The sequence below is a fragment of the Pseudomonas sp. UBA6753 genome (assembly GCF_002453565.1).
GTDB lineage: Bacteria > Pseudomonadota > Gammaproteobacteria > Pseudomonadales > Pseudomonadaceae > Aquipseudomonas > Aquipseudomonas putida_Z.
In genome coordinates this window covers 1-21,830 of sequence record NZ_DKHD01000060.1, presented here as the reverse complement: position 1 = coordinate 21,830, position 21,830 = coordinate 1, and the positions used below count along the sequence as shown (strand labels likewise).

The 21,830-nt window shown below is 66.0% G+C and carries 16 protein-coding genes; 15 read left to right on the top strand and 1 reads right to left on the bottom strand.

Annotated elements, in window-relative coordinates; genetic code table 11:
* Positions 1 to 178 precede the first annotated feature (178 nt).
* The 9 genes from B2790_RS23550 to bcsC are packed head-to-tail and all read left to right on the top strand — an operon-like array spanning position 179 to position 13,888.
* The gene (locus B2790_RS23550) at positions 179 to 1,669 is read left to right on the top strand and encodes a BcsE family c-di-GMP-binding protein (protein ID WP_274120012.1); all 1,491 of its coding nucleotides are present in this window, start codon (positions 179 to 181) and stop codon (positions 1,667 to 1,669) included.
* Complete coding sequence (gene bcsF, locus B2790_RS23545; RefSeq protein ID WP_274120010.1) at positions 1,666 to 1,851, top strand: cellulose biosynthesis protein BcsF; 186 nt, start codon at positions 1,666 to 1,668, stop codon at positions 1,849 to 1,851. The genes B2790_RS23550 and bcsF overlap by 4 nt, the downstream gene beginning before the upstream one ends.
* Entirely contained in the window at positions 1,844 to 3,463 is a 1,620-nt protein-coding gene (bcsG, locus tag B2790_RS23540; protein WP_286919895.1) for a cellulose biosynthesis protein BcsG, read from the top strand. Before bcsF ends, bcsG begins: the two co-directional genes overlap by 8 nt.
* Entirely contained in the window at positions 3,460 to 3,678 is a 219-nt protein-coding gene (gene bcsR / locus B2790_RS23535; RefSeq protein ID WP_025339608.1) for a cellulose biosynthesis protein BcsR, read from the top strand. Before bcsG ends, bcsR begins: the two co-directional genes overlap by 4 nt.
* Positions 3,675 to 4,382, top strand: coding sequence for a cellulose biosynthesis protein BcsQ (bcsQ, locus tag B2790_RS23530; RefSeq protein WP_286919894.1), 708 nt, complete (start codon positions 3,675 to 3,677; stop codon positions 4,380 to 4,382). Before bcsR ends, bcsQ begins: the two co-directional genes overlap by 4 nt.
* Complete coding sequence (gene bcsA / locus B2790_RS23525) at positions 4,379 to 6,988, top strand: UDP-forming cellulose synthase catalytic subunit (protein WP_286919893.1); 2,610 nt, start codon at positions 4,379 to 4,381, stop codon at positions 6,986 to 6,988. Before bcsQ ends, bcsA begins: the two co-directional genes overlap by 4 nt.
* Positions 6,988 to 9,267, top strand: a complete 2,280-nt coding sequence (gene bcsB / locus B2790_RS23520; RefSeq protein WP_394520741.1) for a cellulose biosynthesis cyclic di-GMP-binding regulatory protein BcsB — start codon at positions 6,988 to 6,990, stop codon at positions 9,265 to 9,267. The genes bcsA and bcsB overlap by 1 nt, the downstream gene beginning before the upstream one ends.
* Positions 9,267 to 10,382: a cellulose synthase complex periplasmic endoglucanase BcsZ gene (gene bcsZ / locus B2790_RS23515; RefSeq protein ID WP_286919892.1), complete on the top strand. Its 1,116-nt coding sequence runs from the start codon at positions 9,267 to 9,269 to the stop codon at positions 10,380 to 10,382. Before bcsB ends, bcsZ begins: the two co-directional genes overlap by 1 nt.
* On the top strand, positions 10,370 to 13,888 hold the full coding sequence (bcsC, locus tag B2790_RS23510; protein WP_286919891.1) for a cellulose synthase complex outer membrane protein BcsC: 3,519 nt from the start codon (positions 10,370 to 10,372) through the stop codon (positions 13,886 to 13,888). The genes bcsZ and bcsC overlap by 13 nt, the downstream gene beginning before the upstream one ends.
* A 60-nt stretch (positions 13,889 to 13,948) precedes the next feature.
* On the opposite strand, the gene B2790_RS23505 is transcribed toward bcsC, so the two are convergent.
* Positions 13,949 to 14,866, bottom strand: a complete 918-nt coding sequence (locus tag B2790_RS23505; protein WP_025339602.1) for a LysR family transcriptional regulator — start codon at positions 14,864 to 14,866, stop codon at positions 13,949 to 13,951.
* Between the two features lie 121 nt (positions 14,867 to 14,987).
* On the opposite strand from B2790_RS23505, the gene B2790_RS23500 reads away from it, so the two are divergent.
* The 6 genes from B2790_RS23500 (at position 14,988) to B2790_RS23475 (ending at position 21,812) form a co-directional block, all read left to right on the top strand.
* Positions 14,988 to 15,746 carry a 5-oxoprolinase subunit PxpA gene (locus tag B2790_RS23500; RefSeq protein WP_085588015.1) on the top strand — a complete coding sequence of 253 codons (759 nt, stop codon included), beginning with the start codon at positions 14,988 to 14,990 and terminating at the stop codon, positions 15,744 to 15,746.
* 90 nt (positions 15,747 to 15,836) lie between these two features.
* Positions 15,837 to 16,724: a 5-oxoprolinase subunit B family protein gene (locus B2790_RS23495; RefSeq protein ID WP_084785213.1), complete on the top strand. Its 888-nt coding sequence runs from the start codon at positions 15,837 to 15,839 to the stop codon at positions 16,722 to 16,724.
* Positions 16,721 to 17,692 carry a biotin-dependent carboxyltransferase family protein gene (locus tag B2790_RS23490; RefSeq protein ID WP_286919890.1) on the top strand — a complete coding sequence of 324 codons (972 nt, stop codon included), beginning with the start codon at positions 16,721 to 16,723 and terminating at the stop codon, positions 17,690 to 17,692. Before B2790_RS23495 ends, B2790_RS23490 begins: the two co-directional genes overlap by 4 nt.
* A 232-nt stretch (positions 17,693 to 17,924) precedes the next feature.
* Positions 17,925 to 18,797, top strand: coding sequence for a type IVB secretion system protein IcmH/DotU (gene icmH, locus B2790_RS23485; RefSeq protein WP_286919889.1), 873 nt, complete (start codon positions 17,925 to 17,927; stop codon positions 18,795 to 18,797).
* Positions 18,798 to 18,810: 13 nt separating this feature from the next.
* Entirely contained in the window at positions 18,811 to 20,889 is a 2,079-nt protein-coding gene (locus B2790_RS23480) for a type VI secretion system Vgr family protein (RefSeq protein ID WP_286919888.1), read from the top strand.
* Positions 20,889 to 21,812 (top strand): hypothetical protein, encoded by a 924-nt coding sequence (locus tag B2790_RS23475; RefSeq protein ID WP_286919887.1) that lies wholly within the window; start codon positions 20,889 to 20,891, stop codon positions 21,810 to 21,812. Before B2790_RS23480 ends, B2790_RS23475 begins: the two co-directional genes overlap by 1 nt.
* Positions 21,813 to 21,830: the final 18 nt, after the last annotated feature.

Below are 21,830 nucleotides of genomic sequence, written 5' to 3'. Positions count from 1 at the left end.
ACATTTCTGCTTGATTTCATTTTGCCTCCCTGCTGTAGAATTGACGGGTTAGGTTGTTCGTCAGTCATTTTGTTGTTTTTTTGACGCTATTCATCGAGCCTCAGCGGCGCATGTGCCCGCAGCCACCTCTCAGAGCCGTTTCAATCTACTTTTCAGAGCCAGTGTTTTGACGAATGGAATGCCGTGGTTGGCTATTTCCGGCTTAGGCGCCGAAAGCAGCCAGCTTCATGTACAAGGACTGTATTGGTTGGCCTGCGACAACGCAGAAGACGCCACCGTGCTATGCCGCCAGGTGGTCGGGGGGCTGCCCGAGCACGTTCGCGCAGCCCTGGTCGCCGATGCGCAAGCCATCGGTGATGTGCTGAGTGCGCTCGATGCCGCGCAGGGCCCAGCCGAACTGGCGCTGTACGAAGCCGACCTGCAAGCCGCCCGGCACCTGGTCGATGACCTGCCGCGTATCGACGCCGCCGGGCGGGTGCTGGTGCTGCTGGCGCCCGCCGACGTCTGGGGTGCCGGCAACGTCGAAAGCTGGTGCAACGCGCTGCGCCCGGTCCTGTTGGCCGAGGCCACGCTATTGCTGGTCATCAGCAGCGGCCAGAGTGCCGGGCTGGTAGAGCGCCTGCGTGCGTTCAACCAGGGCGTCGATGGCCTGGCCCAGGTGTACCGCGGCAAAGGCGGGGTGCGCTACCTGCAGCATTTCTGGAGCAACCCGCTCGGCAAGACCGGTACGCGCGATGTGGAACTGGCGCGGCTTGAAGCAGGCTTCGCCGCCGCCGGGGCGCCGCAGGCCCCCAGCGACACCGGTGGCGACGAGCTGTTGTGCCTGGCCCAGCGCCCGGTACTGGAAGGTGCGCCAGCCTTCTCCGAGCACTGGCAGGTCTGCGAGAGCCTCGAGGAGCTGGGTGCCAAGGCTGGTAGGGCGGTTTCCGCCACGGTCATCTTTGCCATGGACGGCGGGCAGCGCCTGGATAGCCTGGCGCGCCAGTTGCACCGCTTGCGCCAGTTGCGTGGCAGTGCCCTGAAGCTGGTGGTGCGCGAGATGGCACCGACCCTGCGCTACCAGGACGAACAACTGCTGCTGGCCTGCGGGGCCAGCCAGATCGTGCCGTTCGGTGCCAGCCTGTCGCGCTTCCTGACCATGGTCGAGAGCATCCAGGGTTACCTCTGGCGCCGGCGCCTGCCAAGCGATTTCGATGCCTTGCTCGCACGCCTGCGGCCGCTGGCCATCTGCGGGCTGGTGGCGCCGCGCGCGTTCGCCAAAGCGGTGCAGACCATGTGGCACGGGGTGCGCAACGGGGAAATTGCCCACCAGTTGCTGGTGTTGCGCCCGGCCCCTGGCCTGACCCCGCTGCAAGCCTGCTCGCGCACGGTGTTCCGCCGCGACGGCGATATCGCCTGCGTGGTGGGCGATGTGCTGTTCCTGTTCCTGTTCGCCTGCCGCTCCGAAGGCGTCGAGCAAGCCCTTGACCACATCTTCCAGTTGTCGTGGAAAGAGTTGTTCATCAGCCAGGAGGTGCTTGCCGGTGTCGACAGCCTGGCCACCCCGGCCTTCCTCGATGACAGCGTGCCACAGCCACCCCGGCTCGACGCGGCGGCGCAGCTGCCCACCCAGGCCAGGCCGGCCCTGGCACCGCGCCGGGTGGCCCTGGGCAAGCGGGGTACGGCATGAACTTCGTGCAGCTGCTGCAAGTGGTCGGCATCACGGCGCTGGTCACCTTGGCGCTGGCCCTGCTGCTGTTGCGCCTGCGCGCCACGCTGCGCGGCTGGTTGCGCCGCCGCCTTCCACCCCGTTACCTGAAACCGCTGGGCGTACGCCACCGCGCTGCACGCCAGGAATTCCGTAATGACTAATACATCCGCCACCCTCCCGGTACCGGCCCGCTGGCCTGGACTGGGAGGGTGGAACCTCTATTTCCTGGCCAAGTTCCTGTTGGTCGCCCTTGGCATGCTCGACTTCCAGGCGCTGCCGAACCTGTTGTTCGCTGCGTTTCTGCTGCTGCCGTTGCCGGGCAAGTGGCTGCGAATCGCGCGGCAACTGGTGGCCGTACCGGTCGGCATCGCGTTGTTCTACCAGGACACCTGGCTGCCGCCCTTCAGCCGCCTGCTGGCGCAGCCGGGGGTGTTCGATTTCTCGTGGGACTACCTGCTCGAACTGCTCGGCCGCTTCATCAACTGGAACCTGCTGGGCGCGCTGGCGCTGTTGCTGGTGGGTTACCTGTACCTGCGCCATTGGCTGCGGCTGAGTACCTTGAGCCTGCTGGGGCTGGCGTGGCTGGCGGTCGGCGGCCTGCCAGCGCTGGGGTTCAATGCGGGCCAGGCGCCTGGCGCCGCGGCTGCCAGCCCCACCGAGCAGGCTCAGGCCACCGCGGTTGCCGACAATGCCACGCTCGACAGCTGGCTCGAGCGGTTCTTCGCCAGTGAGCGTGAACGGGTGACAGCATTCCCGGCCATGAAGGCCGATGAGCAGCCGTTCGACCTGCTGGTGATCAACATCTGCTCGCTGGCCTGGGATGACCTGTCTGCCGTCGGGCTGCGTGACAACCCGCTGTTCTCGCGCCTGGACGTGATCTTCGACCAGTTCAACTCGGCCACGTCCTACAGTGGACCGGCCGCCATCCGCGTGCTGCGTGCCAGCTGCGGGCAGTCGTCCCACGCCGGGCTGTATCAGCCGGCCCCGGAGAAGTGCCTGTTGTTCCAGAACCTGGCCAGGCTCGGCTTCCAGAGCAACACCTTGCTCAACCACAGCGGCCGCTTCGACAACTTCATAGGCGATATCACCCAGCAGCACATGCCTCAACCTGGCCTGCGCAACACCGACTTCCCGCGGGCACTGGTCGGCTTCGACGGCTCGCCGATCGCCAGCGACCTGGAGGTGCTGCGCCGCTGGTGGGGGCAGCGCAAAGGCGCGCCGGCCGAGCATGTGTCGCTGTTCTACAACAGCATCAGCCTGCATGACGGCAACCGTATCGTCACCGCCGACGGCGGTACCCGCGTGGCCGATTACGCCACCCGCGCCACCCGGCTGTTCGGCGAGCTTGGCAGCTTCCTCGATGAACTGGAGCGCAGCAGCCGCCGCGTGGTCGTGGCCATTGTCCCGGAACATGGCGCCGCGCTGCATGGCGACCGCATGCAGCTGTCGGGCATGCGTGAAATCCCCACCCCATCGATTACCCATGTGCCGGTGGGCCTGAAGTTCATCGGCATGGGCCAACCTGCCCGCAGCGAGCCGCTGCACGTCTCGGCACCCACCAGCTACCTGGCGCTGTCCGAGCTGATCTCGCGCGTGTATACGGGCCTGGGCCAGCAGCAGCTGCTGGATGTGCCCAGCCTGCTGAGCGACCTGCCGACCACCGAACAGGTCGCGGAAACCGCAGGTGCGCAAGTACTGAACTACCAGGGGCGCGCCTACATGCGCCTGCAAGGCCAGCCCGACTGGCAGCCTGTCCCGAAGGAGCGCCCATGATCACTGGCAAGGCAGACCCTGCCGACCGCAGCGACGATATCGCCCAGTTGCGCCAGCACCTGGACATGCCGGACCTGAACTACCAGGACATCTCATTGCTGGTGGGCGTCCAGCAGGCCTTGCAGCGCTGGCCGCTGCTGGGTGAAAGCTGCCGGAGCAGCGCCCAGGGCACCTTGTACACGGCGGCGCCGCGGCGCCAGGTGCTGTCGCCATGACCAGCCTGGCGTTGCACGGCGTTCGCGGTGGCCTGGGGCGCAGTGCCTTGCTGGCCGCGCTGGGGCATGCGTTGCAGGGCGTAGGTGAGCGGGTGCTGCTGGTCGACCTGTGCCCAAGCAACCTGCTCGGCCTGCACTTCAATCTGCCCCTCGACACGCACGAGGGCTGGGCGCTTGCCGAGCGGGAAGGGCGGCCATACAGCGATGCCATGTACGAGGTGCTCGATGGCCTGTGCCTGATGCCGTTCGGCAATCTGCCTGCCGGCACGCGGCCGCCGTTGCCCGATGCTGAAGCCTGGCGCGCGCGACAGGCCGAGCTGGCCGAACACTTCGACTGGTTGCTGTTCGATCTGCCGCAACTGCCGGCCGATGCCGCTGGCCAAAGCGTCGAGACTGACGTGCGGGTGTTGGTGGCCGAGGCCGAAATGGCCAGCCACCTGCTGCTCGGGCGCCGGCAGGTCGAGCACTACGACCTGTTGCTGGTCAACCGCTACGACCCCGCCAGCCGCTTGCAGAGCGACCTGCTGATGGTGTGGCGCGACCTGTTCCGTGATCTCCTGCCGATCCAGGTGGTGCACCGCGACGAGGCGTTCCTCGAGGCCCTGGCGTGCAAGGCACCGCTTGGCCACTACGCGCCGCAGAGCCTGGCTTGCCGGGACGTGCAGAGCCTGGCGGTGCGCTGCCTGACGAGGCGCCAGTCGTGACCCTGACCCCTCTGTCGGCCTACGCCTGGTTCCGCACACGTGGCGCGCGGCGGCCGGTCGCGTGGCTGTTTACCCTTGGCGTGTGGCTGGCCTTCCTGTTCCTGCGCCTGGAGTCGCCTGCCTGGCAAGCCCTGTTGGCCGAGCGGCAGCGGCTGTACCCGCAACTGGCGGGCAAGCGCCCAAGCCTGGGCGACCCGCTGCGCCTGCTGATCCAGAGCCTGTGGCTGCTGGTCCGGCGCCAACCGCTGCCTCGCGAGCCGGGGTTTGCCCGGCGTGCCTGGGTGGCAGTGCGTGCGCAGCTGCGCGGTATGCGCCAGGTGCTGCGCCGCTACCATGGCCTGCTGATCGACCGTCTGCAGCAGCTGCCTGCGCGCTACCGCGCCAGTGCTTTCAAGCAGCAAGCCTCGGCACGCCTGCGCGGCTTGAGCGTGTTCGCCCGGTGGGTTTTCTACGGCGTGCTGACCCTGGGCGCCATCGGCCTGGCCGTGCTGTGCGTGACCGAACCGTTCGGCTACCTGGCGCAGCTGGTGTTCATCTGCCTGCTGCTGGGCATCGCCCTGCTGGTGCGGCACATGCCGGGCCGCTTCCCGACCCTGATGCTGATCGTGCTGTCGACGCTGATCTCCTGCCGCTACCTGTGGTGGCGCTACACCTCGACCCTGAACTGGAACGACACCACGGGCCTTGTGTGCGGGGTGATCCTGCTGGCGGCAGAAACCTATTCGTGGTTCGTGCTGATCCTGGGCTACATCCAGACCAGCTGGCCGTTGCAGCGCAAGCCGGCGAACCTGCCGGCAAATCCGGCGCACTGGCCGACCGTCGACCTGATGATTCCCACCTACAACGAAGACTTGTCGGTGGTGCGCACCACGGTGCTGGCCGCCCTGGGCCTGGACTGGCCGCGCGAGTGCCTGCGCATCTATATCCTCGACGACGGCCGGCGCGAGGCGTTCCGTGCGTTCGCCGACGAAGTGGGGGTGGGCTATATCGTGCGGCCGGACAACAAGCACGCCAAGGCCGGCAACCTCAACCATGCGCTGGGCGTGACCGACAGCGAGCTGATCGCCATTTTCGACTGCGACCACGTGCCGGTGCGCTCCTTCTTGCAAATGACAGTGGGCTGGTTCCTCAAGGACCCGAAGCTGGCATTGGTGCAGACGCCACACCATTTCTTCTCGCCCGACCCGTTCGAGCGCAACCTGGGCTCGTTCCGCCGTCGCCCCAATGAAGGCGAGCTGTTCTACGGCCTGATCCAGGATGGCAATGACATGTGGAACGCGGCGTTCTTCTGCGGCTCGTGTGCCGTGCTGCGCCGTACCGCGCTGGAGAGCATCGGCGGTTTCGCCGTCGAAACCGTGACCGAAGATGCCCATACCGCCTTGCGCATGCACCGCCAGGGTTGGTCATCGGCCTACCTGAGCATTCCGCAGGCGGCCGGCCTGGCCACCGAGAGCCTGTCGGCGCACATCGGCCAGCGCATTCGCTGGGCCCGGGGCATGGTGCAGATCTTCCGTACCGACAACCCGCTGTTCGGCCGTGGGCTGAGCCTGTTCCAGCGGGTGTGCTATGCCAACGCCATGCTGCACTTCCTGGCCGGCCTGCCACGGCTGGTGTTCCTGACCGCGCCGCTGGCGTTCCTGTTGCTGCATGCCTACATCATCTACGCCCCGGCGTTGATGATCCTGCTGTACGTGCTGCCGCACATGATCCACGCCAGCCTGACCAACTCGCGCATGCAGGGCAAGTACCGGCAGACCTTCTGGGGCGAGGTCTACGAGACCGTGCTGGCCTGGTACATCGCCCGCCCGACCACGGTCGCGCTGTTCGCGCCGAAGAAGGGCAAGTTCAACGTCACCGCCAAGGGCGGCCTGATGGAGCAGGAGCAGTTCGACTGGCGCATCGCCCAACCCTACCTGTGGCTGGCGGCGCTCAACGTGGCCGGCCTGGGCTTCGCCGTGTGGCGCCTGTTCACCGGCCCGGCGGCGGAAATCGGCACGGTGATCGTCAGCTCGCTGTGGGTGATCTACAACCTGCTGATCATCGGCGCCGCCGTCGCCGTGGCTGCCGAAGTGCGCCAGGTGCGCCGCGCCCACCGGGTGCAGATGCGCTTGCCGGCGGGGCTGGTGCTGGCCAGCGGTCACGCCTACCCCTGTACCCTGGTCGACTATTCCGACGGCGGTGTCGGCCTGCAATTGCACCGGGGCCTCGAGTTGCAAGCGGGGGAGCGGGTGCGCCTGCTGCTCAACCGCGGCCAGCGCGAGTTCGCCTTCCAGGCCTGTGTCACCCGCACCGTCGGGCAACACGTGGGCCTGGTGTTCCATGACCTTGGCCAGCAACAGCGTATCGACCTGGTCCACTGCACCTTTGCCCGCGCCGATGCCTGGCTTGGCTGGAACGAGCAGCACGAGGTCGATCGCCCGCTGCGCAGCCTGGTCGACGTGCTGAAGCTGGGCGGTGTCGGTTACCTGCGGCTGGTCGAGCACTTGCCGCCATGGGTACGGGCGTGGCTGCGCCCACTGCACGCGCTGGCGAACTGGCTGGCCAGCTACAGGCCCCGCACACCGCAGCCTGTCCCTTTCTTGAACCCTGTTGATCGAGACGCATGATGACTGGTTATCCCGCGCGTACCTGGGGCCTGGCGATGGCGCTGCTTGCTGCCTTGTCGCAAAGCGCCGCTGCCGCCTCTGTCGCCCCGCTTGCCGAGCCAGCCGTACCCACGGTACCGAACTGGGCGGTTGCGAAAACCTTCGAGCAGCTCGGGCATGCCTCCGACAGCCTGCTGCTGGGGGTGCGCAACAGCGAGCATATCGAATTCGGCCTGCGGCGCGACCGCCTGGCCACCGACGCCAGCCTGCAGCTGGACTACACGCCATCGCCCGCACTGTTGCCGAACCTGTCGCACCTGCGCGTGTACCTGAATGACGAACTGATGGGCGTGGTGCCGGTGGAAAAGGACCAGCTTGGCCAGCGCGTGCGCCGTCAGCTGCCGCTTGACCCGAAGCTGCTCAGCGATTTCAACCGGGTACGCCTGGAGTTCGTCGGGCATTACACCGACATCTGCGAAGACCCAGCGCACAGCGGCCTGTGGCTGAACCTGAACCGCAAGAGCCAGGTGCAGCTGCACGAACAGGCTTTGGCCCTGGACAACGACCTGGCGTACTTCCCGCTGCCGTTCTTTGATGTGCGCGACACCGGCAAGGTAACGCTGCCGGTGGTGTTCAGCGGCGTGCCGAGCCTGGGCGAGCAGCGTGCGGCGGCGATCCTGGCGTCCTACTTCGGCAGCCAGGCCGGTTGGCGCAAGGCGACCTTCCCGGTGCTGTACGGCAGCCTGCCGGCCCGTGGCGACAAACCCACGCCGAGCATCGTGTTTGCCAGCAACGACCGTCGCCCGGCCTTCCTTGCCGACCTGCAGCAATTCCCGCCGGTCGACGGCCCGGTACTGCAGATGATCGACCACCCGGACGATCGCTTCAGCAAGGTGCTGCTGGTGCTGGGCCGCAACGACGATGACCTGGTCAAGGCCGCCTCGGCGCTGGCGGTTGGCAACAACCTGTTCCGCGGTGCCCGGGTGAGGGTCGAGCAGATGACGGCACTGCAGCCGCGCCAGCCCTACGATGCGCCGAACTGGACACGCACCGACCGCCCGGTACGCTTCGCCGAGCTGCTCGATTACCCCGAGCAGCTGCAGGTCAGTGGCCTGCAACCACGGCCGGTGACGCTGGAGCTGAACCTGCCGCCGGACTTGTTCGTCTGGCGCAACCAGGGCATTCCGCTGCGTACGCTGTACCGCTACACGGCCCCGGCAGTGAGCGACGAATCGCGCCTGAGCATCAGCGTCAACGACCAGTACATCACCAGCATGCCGCTGGTGGGCAATGACCGGCGCGGCGGTACGCTCGAGGAAATGCGCCTGGCGGTGCTGTCCGGTGACAACAGCGCATTGACCGAAAAGTCGCTGGTACCGGCGTTGAAGATCGGTGACCGCAACCGACTGCGCTTCGATTTCAGCTTTGCCAGCACCCTGGGCAGCGCCCAGCGCGACCGCTGCCAGACCTCGTTGCCGGTGGATGTGCGCGCGGCGATCGACGACAACTCGACCATCGACCTGTCCGGTTACCACCACTACATCGCCATGCCCGACCTGCGCGCATTCGCCCGCAGCGGCTTCCCGTTCAGCCGCATGGCCGACCTTTCCGAAACGCTGGTCGTCATGCCGGCCAGGCCCACGGCGATGCAGGTGGGCACCTTGCTCGATGCGGTCGGCGGGCTGGCCGGGCAGATCGGCTACCCGGCGCTTGGCCTGCGGCTGGTCGATGACTGGAAGCAGGCCGCAGCGGCCGACGCCGACTTGCTGCTGCTCGGCAGCCTGCCCGAGGCCCTGGGGGATGCGCCCAACCTTGGCCTGCTGCTCAGTGCCCAGCGGGACTGGCTGCTGCAGGGCCGTAGCACAGGGCTGCCGGGCAGCCAGCGCTTCGATACCGCACCGGTGGCCGCGAGCAGCCGAGTGGCAGTCAGCGCGCAGGCGCCGATTGCGGCCATCACCGGGCTGAAGTCGCCATTCCATGAGCAGCGCAGCGTTGTCGCCCTGCTGGCCAACAGCGATAGCGACCAAGCGTTGCTGCGCGACGTGCTCGGCGATGTGGGCAAGCTCGATGCGGTGGCCGGCTCGGTGACGCTGGTGCGCAGCAGCGGCGTCACCAGCCAGTTCGTCGGCGAGCACTACTTTGTAGGTGCGCTGCCGTGGTGGCTGCTGCTGTGGTTCCACCTGTCCGAGCACCCGGTGTTGCTGGCGGCGATCGCGGCCATTTGCGTGGTGCTGTTCGCCTTCCTGTTGTGGCGGGCACTGCGCTGGGCAGGCAAGCGCCGCCTGGGTGAGGCGGGGTGATGATGCGTCAGTTGCTGGTGGGGCTGGTCGCCTTGGGCCTGCCCGTCGTCACGAGTGCCGCACCGGCTTGCAAATGGCCGGCCTGGGACCGCTTCAAGGCCGAACTGGTGAGTGTCGACGGTCGGGTCATCGACCCGAGCGACGAGCGCCTGATCACGACCTCGGAAGGGCAGAGCTACGCGCTGTTCTTCGCCCTGGTGGGCAATGACCGGCAAGCCTTCGCGCAGTTGCTGCGCTGGACCGGCAACAACCTGGCGGAGGGCGACCTGGCCCGGCATCTGCCCGCCTGGCTGTGGGGCCGTAACGACCAGCAGCAGTGGCAGGTGCTGGATGCCAACAACGCCAGCGATGCCGACCTGTGGATTGCCTACAGCCTGCTGGAAGCCGGGCGGCTGTGGGACGAGCCGGCCTACACGCAGCTGGGCCAGCGCCTGCTGTGGCGTATCGCCGCGCAGACCGTGCGCAAGCTGCCGGGCCTGGGGGTGATGCTGCTGCCGGGGGACTACGGCTTCGAGGATGCTCGTGGCGCCCGCTTGAACCCCAGCTATTTGCCGCTGCAGTTGTTCGATCGCTTCAGCCTGGTCGACCCGTTGTGGGGCGAGCTGGCGGCCAACACGCGGCGTTTGTGGCTGGCTTCGTCGCCAAAGGGCTTTGCCCCGGACTGGCTGCTGTGGACGCCAGCCGGTGAACTGGCAGCGGACCCGCAACATGGCAGTGAGGGTGACTACGATGCCATCCGCGTCTACCTGTGGGTCGGCATGCTGGCCAAGGACGCGGCGCAGCGTGCCGAACTGGTGGCCCACTATGCCCCGATGGCGGCATTGACCACGCGCCAGGGGTTGCCGCCAGAGCAGGTGGATGCGCACAGCGGTGTTGCCAGTGGCCATGGCCCGGCGGGTTTCTCTGCGGCGTTGCTGCCGTTGCTGGCAGCATCGCCGGAGCACGCCGCGGGCCTGGCGGCCCAGCGTCAGCGCCTGCGCGAGCAGCCAGTCGAAGCCAAGGCCTATTACAGCCAGATGCTGGCGCTGTTTGGCCAGGGCTGGGACCAAGGCCGTTACCGTTTTGACCCGCACGGCCGCCTGTTGCCGGCCTGGAGCGCGCCATGCAGCGAATGATCGGCGTGCTGATGCTGGCGGCAGTGACCTGCCAGGCCACGGCGCAACCCAAGGATGCCGGCGAACAGCGCCAATGGCTGCTGGACCAGGTGCGCCGCGGCGAGGCGCTGCATCGTGACGACCTGGTGCGCGATGCACTGGGGCGGCTGCAATTGCTCGAGCCGCGCAACCCGGATGTGTTGCTGGCGGCCCTGAGCCTGGCATTGCGCGAAAAGAACAGCACCGAGGCCGAGCAGTTGAGTGCGCGGATAAGTGCCATCGCGCCTGGCAGCTTGCAGGCACGTCAGGCCAGGCGCCTGCTCGAGCTGCAGCAGCCGGAGCGCGTGCGGCAATTGCAGCAGGCCCGCCTGCTGGCGGTCACCGGGCGCAATGAAGAGGCGCTGGCGGCCTATGAACAGTTGTTCGCTGGTGAACCGCCAAGCCTGGAATTGGCCCTGGACTACTGGCGCGTGCGCGGCAACCTCCCGGGCCAGCGCCCTGAAGCGATCAGGCAGCTGCAGCAGCTGGACCAGCAGTACCCGGGCAGTGCCGGGCTGCGCCAGACCTTGGCCGGTTGGCTGTTCGCCGAAAATCGCGACCGCGAAGCCTTGGCCTTGCTCGACCAGCTGTCGCGCGACCCAAGCGCACGGGATGCCGCTGCCCAGCGTGAGTTCGACTACCTGTCCGGGCAAGCGGTGAGCGCCGCCAGCGCGGCGGCCTGGCAAGCGTTTCTCCAGCGTTACCCGGCCTCACCGTTGCAGGCGCAGGCCAGCGAGACCCTGCAACAGCAGCGCAAACTGCTGGCCGACCCGTCCTGGCAGGCTGGCCAGCGGGGCTTGGCATTGCTCGACAAGGGCCGTAATGCTGAAGCCGAAGCACAACTGCGCCGGGCGCTGCGCCAGTATCCGGATGATGCCAGCCTGCAGGGTGCACTGGGCTATGCACTGATGCGCCAGAGCCGCTACGAAGACGCCAATGCGGCGTTCCGGGCGGCGAGCGCCAAGGAGCAGGACACCTACTGGATCAGCCAGTGGAAGGACCTGGAGTCGTCCAGCCAGTATTGGGCGCTGCTCAGCAAAGGCGAGCGGGCACTGCAGGCGAAAGACCTGCGCGCTGCCCGCGCCTTCTACCAGCAGGCACGCCAGCAGCGCCCGAAGGAGGAATACGCCTTGCTAGGCCTGGCGGATGTCTCGCTGGCCGAAGGCGATATAGCCGCCGCCGAGCGGCAATTCCTGCAGGTTCGGCGCATGGCACCGGATAACGAAAGTGCCGTGCGCGGCCTGGTGCGTGTGTACCAGGCGCAATCGCCCGACAAGGCGCGGGCGTACCTCGACAGCCTGTCGCCTCGGCAGCAAGCGCAGTTCGCCAGCCTGCGCCGCAGCCTGGAACTCGCACGCCTGCGCCAGCAAGGTGAGCAGGCCATGCAGCGTGAGGACTGGGCGGCGGCCAGCCAGGCGCTGGGCCAGGCCACGGCCTTGGCCCCCGATGAGCCCTGGCTGGTCTACCAGCTGGCCAGCAGCCTGCGCCACCTGGGGCGCACCGCCGAAGCCGACGCGGCATTCGCCAGCATCGTGCAGCGCCAGCCGGGCGACCCATCTACCCGCTATGCCCATGGCCTGTTCCTGGAGTCCAGCGACCGCGATGCGCTGGCCCTGGACAGCCTGGGCGCGGTGCCGCAGGGGGCATGGAGCGCGGACATGCATGCACTGGAGCAGCGTATCCGCCGCCGCATGACCCTGGCCTCGGCGCAGCAGCTGCAGGCGCAAGGCCGTACGGCTGAAGCGACCCGCCTGCTCGAGGCCAGCCTGGCGCGTGGCGAAGGCAGCACCGACGACCTGATGCTGCTGGCTGACTGGGCGGCGGCCAATGGTGAGCCTGGCAAGGCGCGCGGTTATTACCAGCGCGTGCTTGCCGTGCAGCCTGGGCAACCCCAGGCGCGCCTTGGCGTGATCGAAAGCGCGGTGGCCGAAGGCAACCTGGCACAGGCCCGGCACATGCTGGCTGTGCAGGTACCGCAACTGGCTGCCGATGACAGCAATGCCCAGCGGCGCCTGGCGGCTGTCTGGGTCGCCTTGGGCGAACACGACCAGGCGGCCAGAATGCTCGACCAGATCGCAGCGCAGCAGCCTCGCCCCGACCCCTTGTTGCGGCGCGACGCTGCCCGCCTGGTGGCGCAGGATGACCCGCAACGGGCGCTTGACCTTTACGCCGCAGCGATGGCCGATGCACAGATGCTCGAGCGTGCTGCCGTGTCGCCACGGGACGACCGTGCACTGACGCTGGCCAGCCGTGAGCAGGATGACGACGACTGGCTGGCACGCAGCCTGCGCAGCGACGTCGATGCGCTGTATCGCCAGCGCAACACCCATGTGACGTTGATGCACGACTACGGTTGGCGCGAGGACGACGGCACGCCGGGCACGTCCGAACTGAGTACACAGTCGACCCTGCTGCATGTCGATACCCCTTGGCAGGACGGCACCGCCTTTGCGCGGGTGGAGCGCATCGGCATGGATGCGGGGTCGTTCGAGCAGAACGACCAGGGGCGCTATACCCCGGATTTCGGCAGCTGCCAGTTTGTTGGCAGTACCGCTGACGGGAGGTCGCTCCCCGCGTGTAAGGGCGGTTCGCAAACGGCGGACGGTAGCGTGCTGGCGCTGGGTTGGCAGGGCAGCCGCTGGGCCTTCGACCTGGGCACCACCCAGGGTTACGCGATCAACAACTGGTTGGGTGGCGCCACGGTCAACGGTGACCTCGGCCAGCTTGGCTGGTCGCTGACCGCTTCGCGGCGGCCGATGAGCAACTCGCTGTTATCGTTTGCCGGAGCACGTGACCCGCGGACGGGCGTGCGCTGGGGTGGGGTCACGGCCAATGGCGCCACGCTCGGCCTGAGCTGGGACCAGGGCGGTGACAACGGCGTCTGGGCCAGCCTCGGGCACCACTGGCTGTATGGCGAAAACGTCGCCGACAACCAGCGCACCCGGGCCATGGCCGGCTGGTACCACCGTGTGGTGGAAAAAGCCGATGAGCGTGTGCGCGTGGGCCTGACGCTGATGCACTGGCGCCACGACAAGGACCTGGGCGGCTACAGCCTGGGGCAGGGCGGCTACTACAGCCCGCAGCGCTACACATCGGTTGGCGTACCGGTCAGTTATGCCTGGCGCAACTACGACTGGTCGGTGCTGCTGGAAGGCTCTGTAAGCTGGTCCCAGGCCCACAGCGGTCGCAGCCGCCTGTACCCGGACGCGCACGTCAACCGCAAGGTGCTGGCACAGTATGACGTTGGCTCCAACATCGACGCCATGAACGACGCCAGCGACAGCAGCGGGCTGGGCTACCGCCTGCGCGGGCTGTTCGAGCGGCGCCTGAGCGACCATTGGGTGTTGGGCGGCGGCTTCGACTGGCAGCACAGCGATGACTATGCGCCTAGCCATGGCATGCTTTACCTGCGCTACCTGTTCGAGCCGTGGCGGGGCAACCTGGCACTGCCGGTGACGCCGCTGGAGCCCTATAGCGAGTGGCGTTGATTCCGAATGCAGACGCTGTGTGCGGATTTACCCGTGAAGAGTCGGGCCTGCAGGGAACGGTCAGCGCCGTGCCGACAACTGCTGCGGCGCCAGGAATGCATCATGGAAGTAATTGCGCACAGCCTGCATCGCCGGGCTGAACGCCCGTTCCCGGTGCCAGGCTAACCCGACGCTCATCGGTGTCACCGGGTCGCTGATGGTCACCGTCTCGATTCGCTTGCCCTCCAGCGACCAGGGCCGGTGCACCAGGTCCGACAGGATCGCCACACCGCTGCCATTGGCGACCATGCTGCGCACGGCCTCCACCGAACTGGTCCGCACCCGCACTTGCGGCCGCTGCCCGGCCTGTTCCCAATAGCGCATGGCGCTTTGCTCGGCCTCATCCACGGTCAGCAGGATGAACGGCTCGCAGGCCACATCGGCCAGGCTTACTGCCGAGCGCTCGCACAGCGGATGGTGGCCGGGCAGCCACAGGCGGCGCTCGGAGTTGAACAGGGTTTCCGAGACGATGTCCGGGTGGGTGAGGTTGGCGGTGAGTACCACTGCCATGTCGAAACGCCCCTCCAGCAAGCCTTGCTCGATGGCGCTGCGCTCCTGTTCGTACAGCTCCAGGGTCACGTCCGGGTGCCAGTGCTCCAGCCGCTGCAGGTGATGGGGCAGGAAGTAGCCGATCACCGTATAACTTGCCGCCAGGCGCAGCAGGCCGCTGGCGCGCACGTCCGGCAGCGGGCTGTTCAGCGCATCGTCCACGCTGCGCAGGATCACGTAGGCGCGGTTCAGAAAGTGCCGGCCGGCCTCGGTCAGGCTCATGCCCTGCGCCGAGCGCTGGAACAGCAGCACGCCGAGCATCGCCTCCAGCTCCTTGATCGCCGTGGTCACTGCAGACTGGGAAATGTTCAGGTGGATTGCCGCCTGGGAAATCTGGCCGATCTCGGCGGTGGCGACGAAATAGCGGACCTGGCGCAGGGTCAGTGACACGGTAAGCTCCCGCAGTATCTGATTTTCAGAAGACACCCTATCTGTTTATAGATCTTCCCAAGGGGGGTGCGGAGAATCTAACGTGGCTTGCATGCAGTCACAAGCGCCAGGAGAGACAGTCATGCAGGTGGTGGATTTCAACTCGGACATGGGTGAGGGCTTTGGCCCGTGGACCATTGGCGACGGCGTCGACAACGAGCTGATGGGCTACATCAGCACGGCCAACATCGCCACCGGCTTCCATGCCGGTGACCCCGGCACCATGCGCCGTACCGTCGAGCGGGCCAAGGCCCTGGGCGTCGCAGTGGGGGCGCACCCTGGGTTCCGCGACCTGGTCGGCTTCGGCCGCCGACACATCAATGCCCCGGCCCAGGAACTGGTCGACGACATGCTCTACCAGCTCGGCGCCCTGCGTGAAATTGCCCGCGCCCAGGGCGTGCGGCTGCAGCACATCAAGCCGCATGGTGCGCTGTACATGCATCTGGCACGTGACGAAGAAGCTGCACGGCTGCTGGTGGAAAACCTGCGGGTGATCGAGCCGGAGCTGCTGCTGTACTGCATGCCCGGTTCGGTGATCTGCCGCATTGCCCAGGAGCTTGGCCAGCCGGTCATTCGCGAGTTCTACGCCGACCGCGAGTACGACCTGAGCGGGTCGATCGTGTTTACCCGCAACGTGCGGGGCCATGAGCCCGGGGCGGTCGCCGAACGGGTGTTGCGGGCTTGTCAGCAAGGCGTGGTGCGCACGGTCGAGGGGCAGGACCTGGCCATCGAATTCGATTCCATCTGCTTGCACAGTGATACCCCGGGTGCGCTCGACCTGGTCGAGGCCACGCGCCAGGCGCTGGACGCTGCCGGGATCGTGGTGCGTGCGCCACGCTGAATCCTTGGGGCATCTGGCGGGTATACGCCGGAGCCCGTGCAATTTGCTTTCGCCTGCCTTTCTATAAAGATTCCAAGAAAAGGAACAGTCATGGCCGAACCGCTTGCTACAACCCCGATCCGCTACAGCTTTGGCGCTGACGAGCACCTGTTTGCCGAAGTCAGCGAGAGCATGTCGCTGGAGGCTTTTTTCAAGGGCATGGCCGTCACCCGTGCGGTGGAGCGGCTGGCCCTGGATGGCGTGCTGGATGTGTGCCTGGCCAACGCCTCGTTCCAGATCCGCTTCGACCCGGACCGTATCGCGCCGCAGGCACTGCTGGAGGCGGTGCGCGGTGCCGAAGCGCAGGCGGTGGCCGAGCGCTCGTTGCAGACGCGGATCATCGAGATTCCAGTGCTGTACAACGACCCCTGGACCCATGAAACGCTGATGCGTTTTCGTGACCGCCACCAGGACCCGGGCAGCACTGACCTGGAGTATGCCGCGCGGATCAACGGCCTGGCCGATGTCGAGGCGTTCATTGCCGCGCACAGCGGCGCGCCGTGGTTCGTGTCGATGGTCGGGTTCGTTGCCGGCCTGCCGTTCATGTTCCAGATGGTCGAGCGCGAGCGGCAACTGCAGGTGCCCAAGTACCTGCGCCCGCGTACGGACACCCCCAAACTCACCCTTGGCCATGGCGGCTGCTTCGGCTGCATCTATTCGGTGCGCGGGGCAGGCGGCTACCAGATGTTCGGCGTCACCCCGGCGCCGATCTATGACCCGCAGCAGACACTTAACTACCTGAAGGAGCACATGGTGTTCTTCCGCCCGGGAGACATCGTGCAGTTCAAGCCCATCGACCGCCGTACCTACGACCAGGCGGTGGCGGATGTCGAAGAAGGCCGCTTCGACCTGCGCATTCGCCCGGTGGAATTCTCCCTGGACGCGTTCCTCGCCGACCCGGTCGGCTATCCACGGACCCTGCAGGAGGTGCTGGCATGATCAAGGTACTCAAACCCGGGCTGGCTACCTCGGTGCAGGACCTGGGCCGCGAAGGCTACTACCACCTGGGCATCCCGCCGTCCGGCGCCCTCGATCAGTACGCCCTGAGGGCGGCCAACCACCTGGTGGGCAACCCGGCGGGCGCCGCGGGCCTTGAGTGTGCGCTGGTGGGGCCGGAGCTGGAGTTCCAGCAGGATGCGCTGGTAGCGGTTTGCGGTGCGCAGATGCCGGCGTTGCTCGATCGCGGGGAGCAACGCCCGGACACGGCGTTTGCCGTACGTGCCGGGCAGGTGTTGCGTTTCGGCTTCCCTACCGCAGGCGCCCGGGCCTACCTGGCGGTGGCCGGCGGTATCGATGTACCCGAGGTGCTGGGCAGCCGCTCCACCTATGCGTTGGGTGCATTGGGTGGCTTCCATGGGCGCAAGCTGATGGCGGGTGACCTGTTGCCGGTCGGCGTACCCAGCGGCAAGACCCGCGCCGGTGCGAGCCTGCCAATGGCCTTGCGCCAGGCCTTGGGCGGCGAGGTGGTACTACGGGTGGTGCCGGGGCTGTATTTTCATCGCCTGACCAAGGCTGCGGCGCAAAGCTTTTTCACCGAAGCCTGGACGGTAGGCTCCGAGGCAGACCGTATCGGCTACCGCTACAAGGGCGGCAGTGCCTTGAGCTTCCAGCCACGGGAGCAGCCGTTCGGGGCCGGCTCGGACCCATCGAACATCGTCGACAGCTGCTACCCGATCGGTTCTATCCAGGTACCCGCCGGGCTGGAGCCGATCATCCTGCACCGTGATGCGGTATCGGGTGGCGGCTACGCCATGATCGGCACAGTGATCAGCGCCGACCTGGACCTGATCGGGCAGATGCAGCCCAACCAGCAGGCGCGGTTCCTGGAAGTCAGCCTGGAGGACGCACTAGAGGCTCGGCGCTCGTACAAGAAGAAGCTGGGTTGCCTGGCCAGGTTGTTTGGCTGATTGATCGGTTGCGGCGCTGCGCCGCCCACACAAGGGCTGGCGCAGTCGTTGCAGGAGCGGCCTTGTGTCGTGAAAGGGGCGCAGAGCGGCCCCGGAATTCCGGCATTGCAGCGTCCAGACAAGCCAAAAGGCGAAAATTCCTACAGCGTTTTGGGAAGCCCTACGCTCCTCGAAGAATTGATTCCCCGATAGTGTTCATGTCTTCAGCCTACTGGAAGACAAGGACCTCTTCATGCCCGGCCCATCTGCTGTTCGTCCTGGAAAATCCCAGGCCGCCAACGCTGCCCATGACGTAACCGAAAGCAGCCTGCATGCCATGCTCGATGTCCCGGGGGGCACCGATTCACCCTATCCACCCGGCCAGGGCAGGCGCGCAGATCATCAGGGTTATCCGGCCGACCCGGACTTCCGGCTACGCGGCGGCTTCGCCAACCTGATGCTCGACGCGGCCAACCCGCTGTTCGGCCTGGTCATACGCCTGCGTACGCTGGATGACCTGCCCAACATCGAACAGGTGCACAAGGCCCTGCAGACCCAGGTCAGCGCCATCCGCGAGGAAATACAGCAGTACGGTTATTCCGCCGTACACCTCGAAGTCTATTCCTATGCCTTGTGCCTTTACCTGGACGAGGCCGTGATGAGTCGCCCCTGGGGGAACAATTCGTGCTGGAGCCACGAACCGCTGCTCAGCATCTTCCATGACGAAACCCAGGGTGGCGAGAAGATCTTCGTGTTGCTGGAGCGGTTGATGCAGTCGCCCAAGGAGTTCCAGGATGTGCTGGAGTTCCTGTACTTCTGCTTTTGCCTGGGCCTGAAGGGCAAGTACGCCCTGGACCCGAAGTGCGATGAAATCATCAACGCCCTGATTTCGCGGATGCACAAGGTCATTCGTGAACTGCGCGGTCCCACGCCGGAATTCGTGGGCGACCCCTATACCAACGTGGTCCATCGCCCCCACCGCAGGCTGCGCCGGGAATGGCCCTGGTGGAGCCCGTTGGTGATCTCCGCCATCGCCATGGTATGCGCCTACTGCTACTACAGCTACCGCCTGAGCTTGATCACCGCCGAGGTGCTGGAATCGCTCAACGGCATCTTGCAGCAGTAGCAGGGGGATCTGCATGCCTAGCCAATCCGACTTGCGCTTCACCTTCCAGCCGCTGGCTGGCCAGATTGACTTCGAAGTGGTTTCGTTCGAACTCGACGAAATGATCAGCTCACCGTTCCAGCTGAAACTGGAACTGATCAGTTTTGAAGACGAGGTCGACTTCGGCCAGTTGCTCGACAAACCAATGCTGTTCACGATCTGGCGCGGTGAGCGCCCCCTGCGCTATGTGCACGGCCTGGTCAGCAGTTTCAGCCAGGGTGAGACGGGGTTCTATCGCACCCGTTACCGCGCCTTGGTCGAACCCGTGCTGGCCCGTGCCGGCTTGCGTTCGAACTGGCGCATCTTCCAGCAGAAGACCGTGCCGCAGATTCTCGAATTGATGCTCAAGCGTCAGGGCATTGCCCGTTTCGAAATCAAGAGCATGGGCGAGCATCAGATGCGCGAGTTCTGCGTACAGGCCGGTGAAACGGACCTCGACTTCATCGCCCGCCTGGCGGGTGAAGAGGGTTTCGTCTATCGCTTCGAGCACACGCCGAAACACCACCTGTTGGTCATCACCGACCGACTGCTGGCGTTGGGGCAGATCAGCCGAAGCGCGCTCAAGGCCGACGACGAAGGTGATGACTTCTTCGACGAAGATGACATCGGCCCCGACCAGGTGCTGTACCGCGCCAACAGCGGTGGCGACCAGGCCAGGCCTTGCCTGCGCCGCCTGCGTTACAGCGAACAGGTGCGCACCGCACGCCAGGTGCAGCGGGACTACACCTTCACCAACCCGCAGTACCGGCAGGAACACCGCGCAGGTGACAGTAGCATCACCCATCAGTCCCGGGACTATGAGCGCTTCGACTACCCCGGCCGCTACAAGCGCGATGCGGTCGGTGTACCCTTTACCGCTACTCGCCTGACGGCCCTGCGCCATGACGCCCGTATTGCCGAAGTCGAGGGTGACGATGTACGCCTGCAACCGGGGCTGAGCTTCACCCTCATCGAACACCCGCGCAAAGACCTCAACGCCCATTGGCGTGTGATGCGTGTACATCACGAGGGCAGCCAGTTCACCAGCCTGCAAGAAGAAGCTGCCGGGGCCGAACAAGGGACACGCTACTCGCAGGAAGCCGTGCTGGTGCCCGGCCGGATCGAATGGCGTCCGGCGCCACTGCCCAAGCCACGCATCGACGGCCCGCAGATGGCCACGGTCGTCGGGCCGCCCGGGGAAGAGATCTACTGCGACGAGTGGGGCCGGGTCAAGGTGAGCTTCCCCTGGGACCGGGAGAGCGAGAACAACGAGTTCAGCTCCTGCTGGGTGCGCGTGTCACAAGGCTGGGCAGGTGGCAGCTGGGGCTCGATGGCCATCCCGCGCATCGGCCAGGACGTGATCATCCAGTACGTCAACGCCGACCCCGACCAACCGATGATCACCGGGCGTACCTATTGCGGCGACCAGCTGCCGCCGTACGACCTGCCCGAACACAAGACGCGCATGACCATCAAGAGCCAGACCCACAAGGGCGATGGCTTCAACGAGCTGCGCTTCGAGGACGAACTCGGCAAGGAAGAAGTGTTCATCCATGCCCAGCGGGACCAGAACAATGTAGTCGGCAATGACGAGACCACGCGTGTGGGGCGTAATCGTGTCGAGCAGGTCGGCAATGATGAGCACTTGAATATCGGCCATGACTTCCGCCAGGAAACCGGGGGCGACCATACCCAGCTCATTGGGCAAGACTGCCGTGTAGATATCAAGCATGACCTGTTCGAGAAAGTAGGCAACGACCGTAGCGAATCAACAGGGGCCAATCACCAGGCCTTTGTCGGAAAGGACGCCGAGCTTGTCGTCAAAGGTGCGCAAAAGGTCACCGTCGGGCAGGGCATGGAGCAACATACGACGATCTATCAGCTGCGCGCCAGTGAGCGCATCGAGTTCAGAACCGCGGGCGGCAGCATTGTGCTGGATGGGCAGGGCATCACCATCAACGGGCTGAAACTCGACCTGCTGGGGCAAACCAGCGCGGCTGCGTCAGGGGCTGGAAACAGCCAGCCACTCTCGCTTACGCCTGACGCCAGCAAAAAGTGCGAGGCCAAGGTCTGATGCGCACCGATAACCTGGCCGGGCTCATCGAAAGCCATCATGGGGCGCACTTGTACTGCCATGTGCTGATAGATCCGCTTGCGACTGCTCACGATGGCGACAACGCCGTGCTTGCCCCGCTGCGCAATGCCCTGGGTGAGCAGGCATTGACCCGTGTGCACCGGGCCGACCTGGCCCATGCTCCCCAACTGCATCCCGTACTGGTTTGCCTGGCTTCGCCCGGCATAGTCCCCAGTCGCCGTCTGCTGGAACTGACCGTCCGAGCAGCGCAGAGGGCGTTGTTTCAGCAACGGCGTTACCTGTGTGGCTGGCTGTTCAGTGAGGCGCCTGCGGCCGCTGTCGCGTCCCATCTCACGGCCTTGTGTCGGTTGCCCGATTCCAATCGGGAATTTGGCTGCTACCCGGTCTACGAACCCGTCCGTCTGGAGTTGCTTGCGGCGACGTTCGAGCGGCTTGAACAAGGCCCGTGGTGGCCGATCAGTGACTGGTTGTTCCTGAGTAGCGGTGGGAGGTTGGCAAGCCTGAAAGGGCAGAGCGGGCAGCGACACCCTTTGCCGACCCCTGCGCGGCGAATTCAGGATGACGTGGGGCTGATCGAACGTGTGCTGGCTACCTGGAGAGTGTTGCGGGCGGGTTCGCAGCACATCAATCAGTGCCAGATTCCACCGTTTGCTGCGGTGCGTGCTTCGAACCATGTCGATGATGCACGCAGGTTGGGCCTGAGCGAGATGGAGGGCATCGTGGTCTTCGCTCTCCATCACCTGTGCGTTCACCCCAGGCTGCACACCGTACCTGCGGTGGGCGAAATGATCGACGTAGCAGCCAGAGGTCAGGCGCCTCTTGCCGCATTGCTCGCCCGCTACTCCGAGGCGCAATGGCGCCAACTGATCGAATGCCTGCCGAAATCCGAGAGTCGCTTATGACCATCAGCCAACGTATTG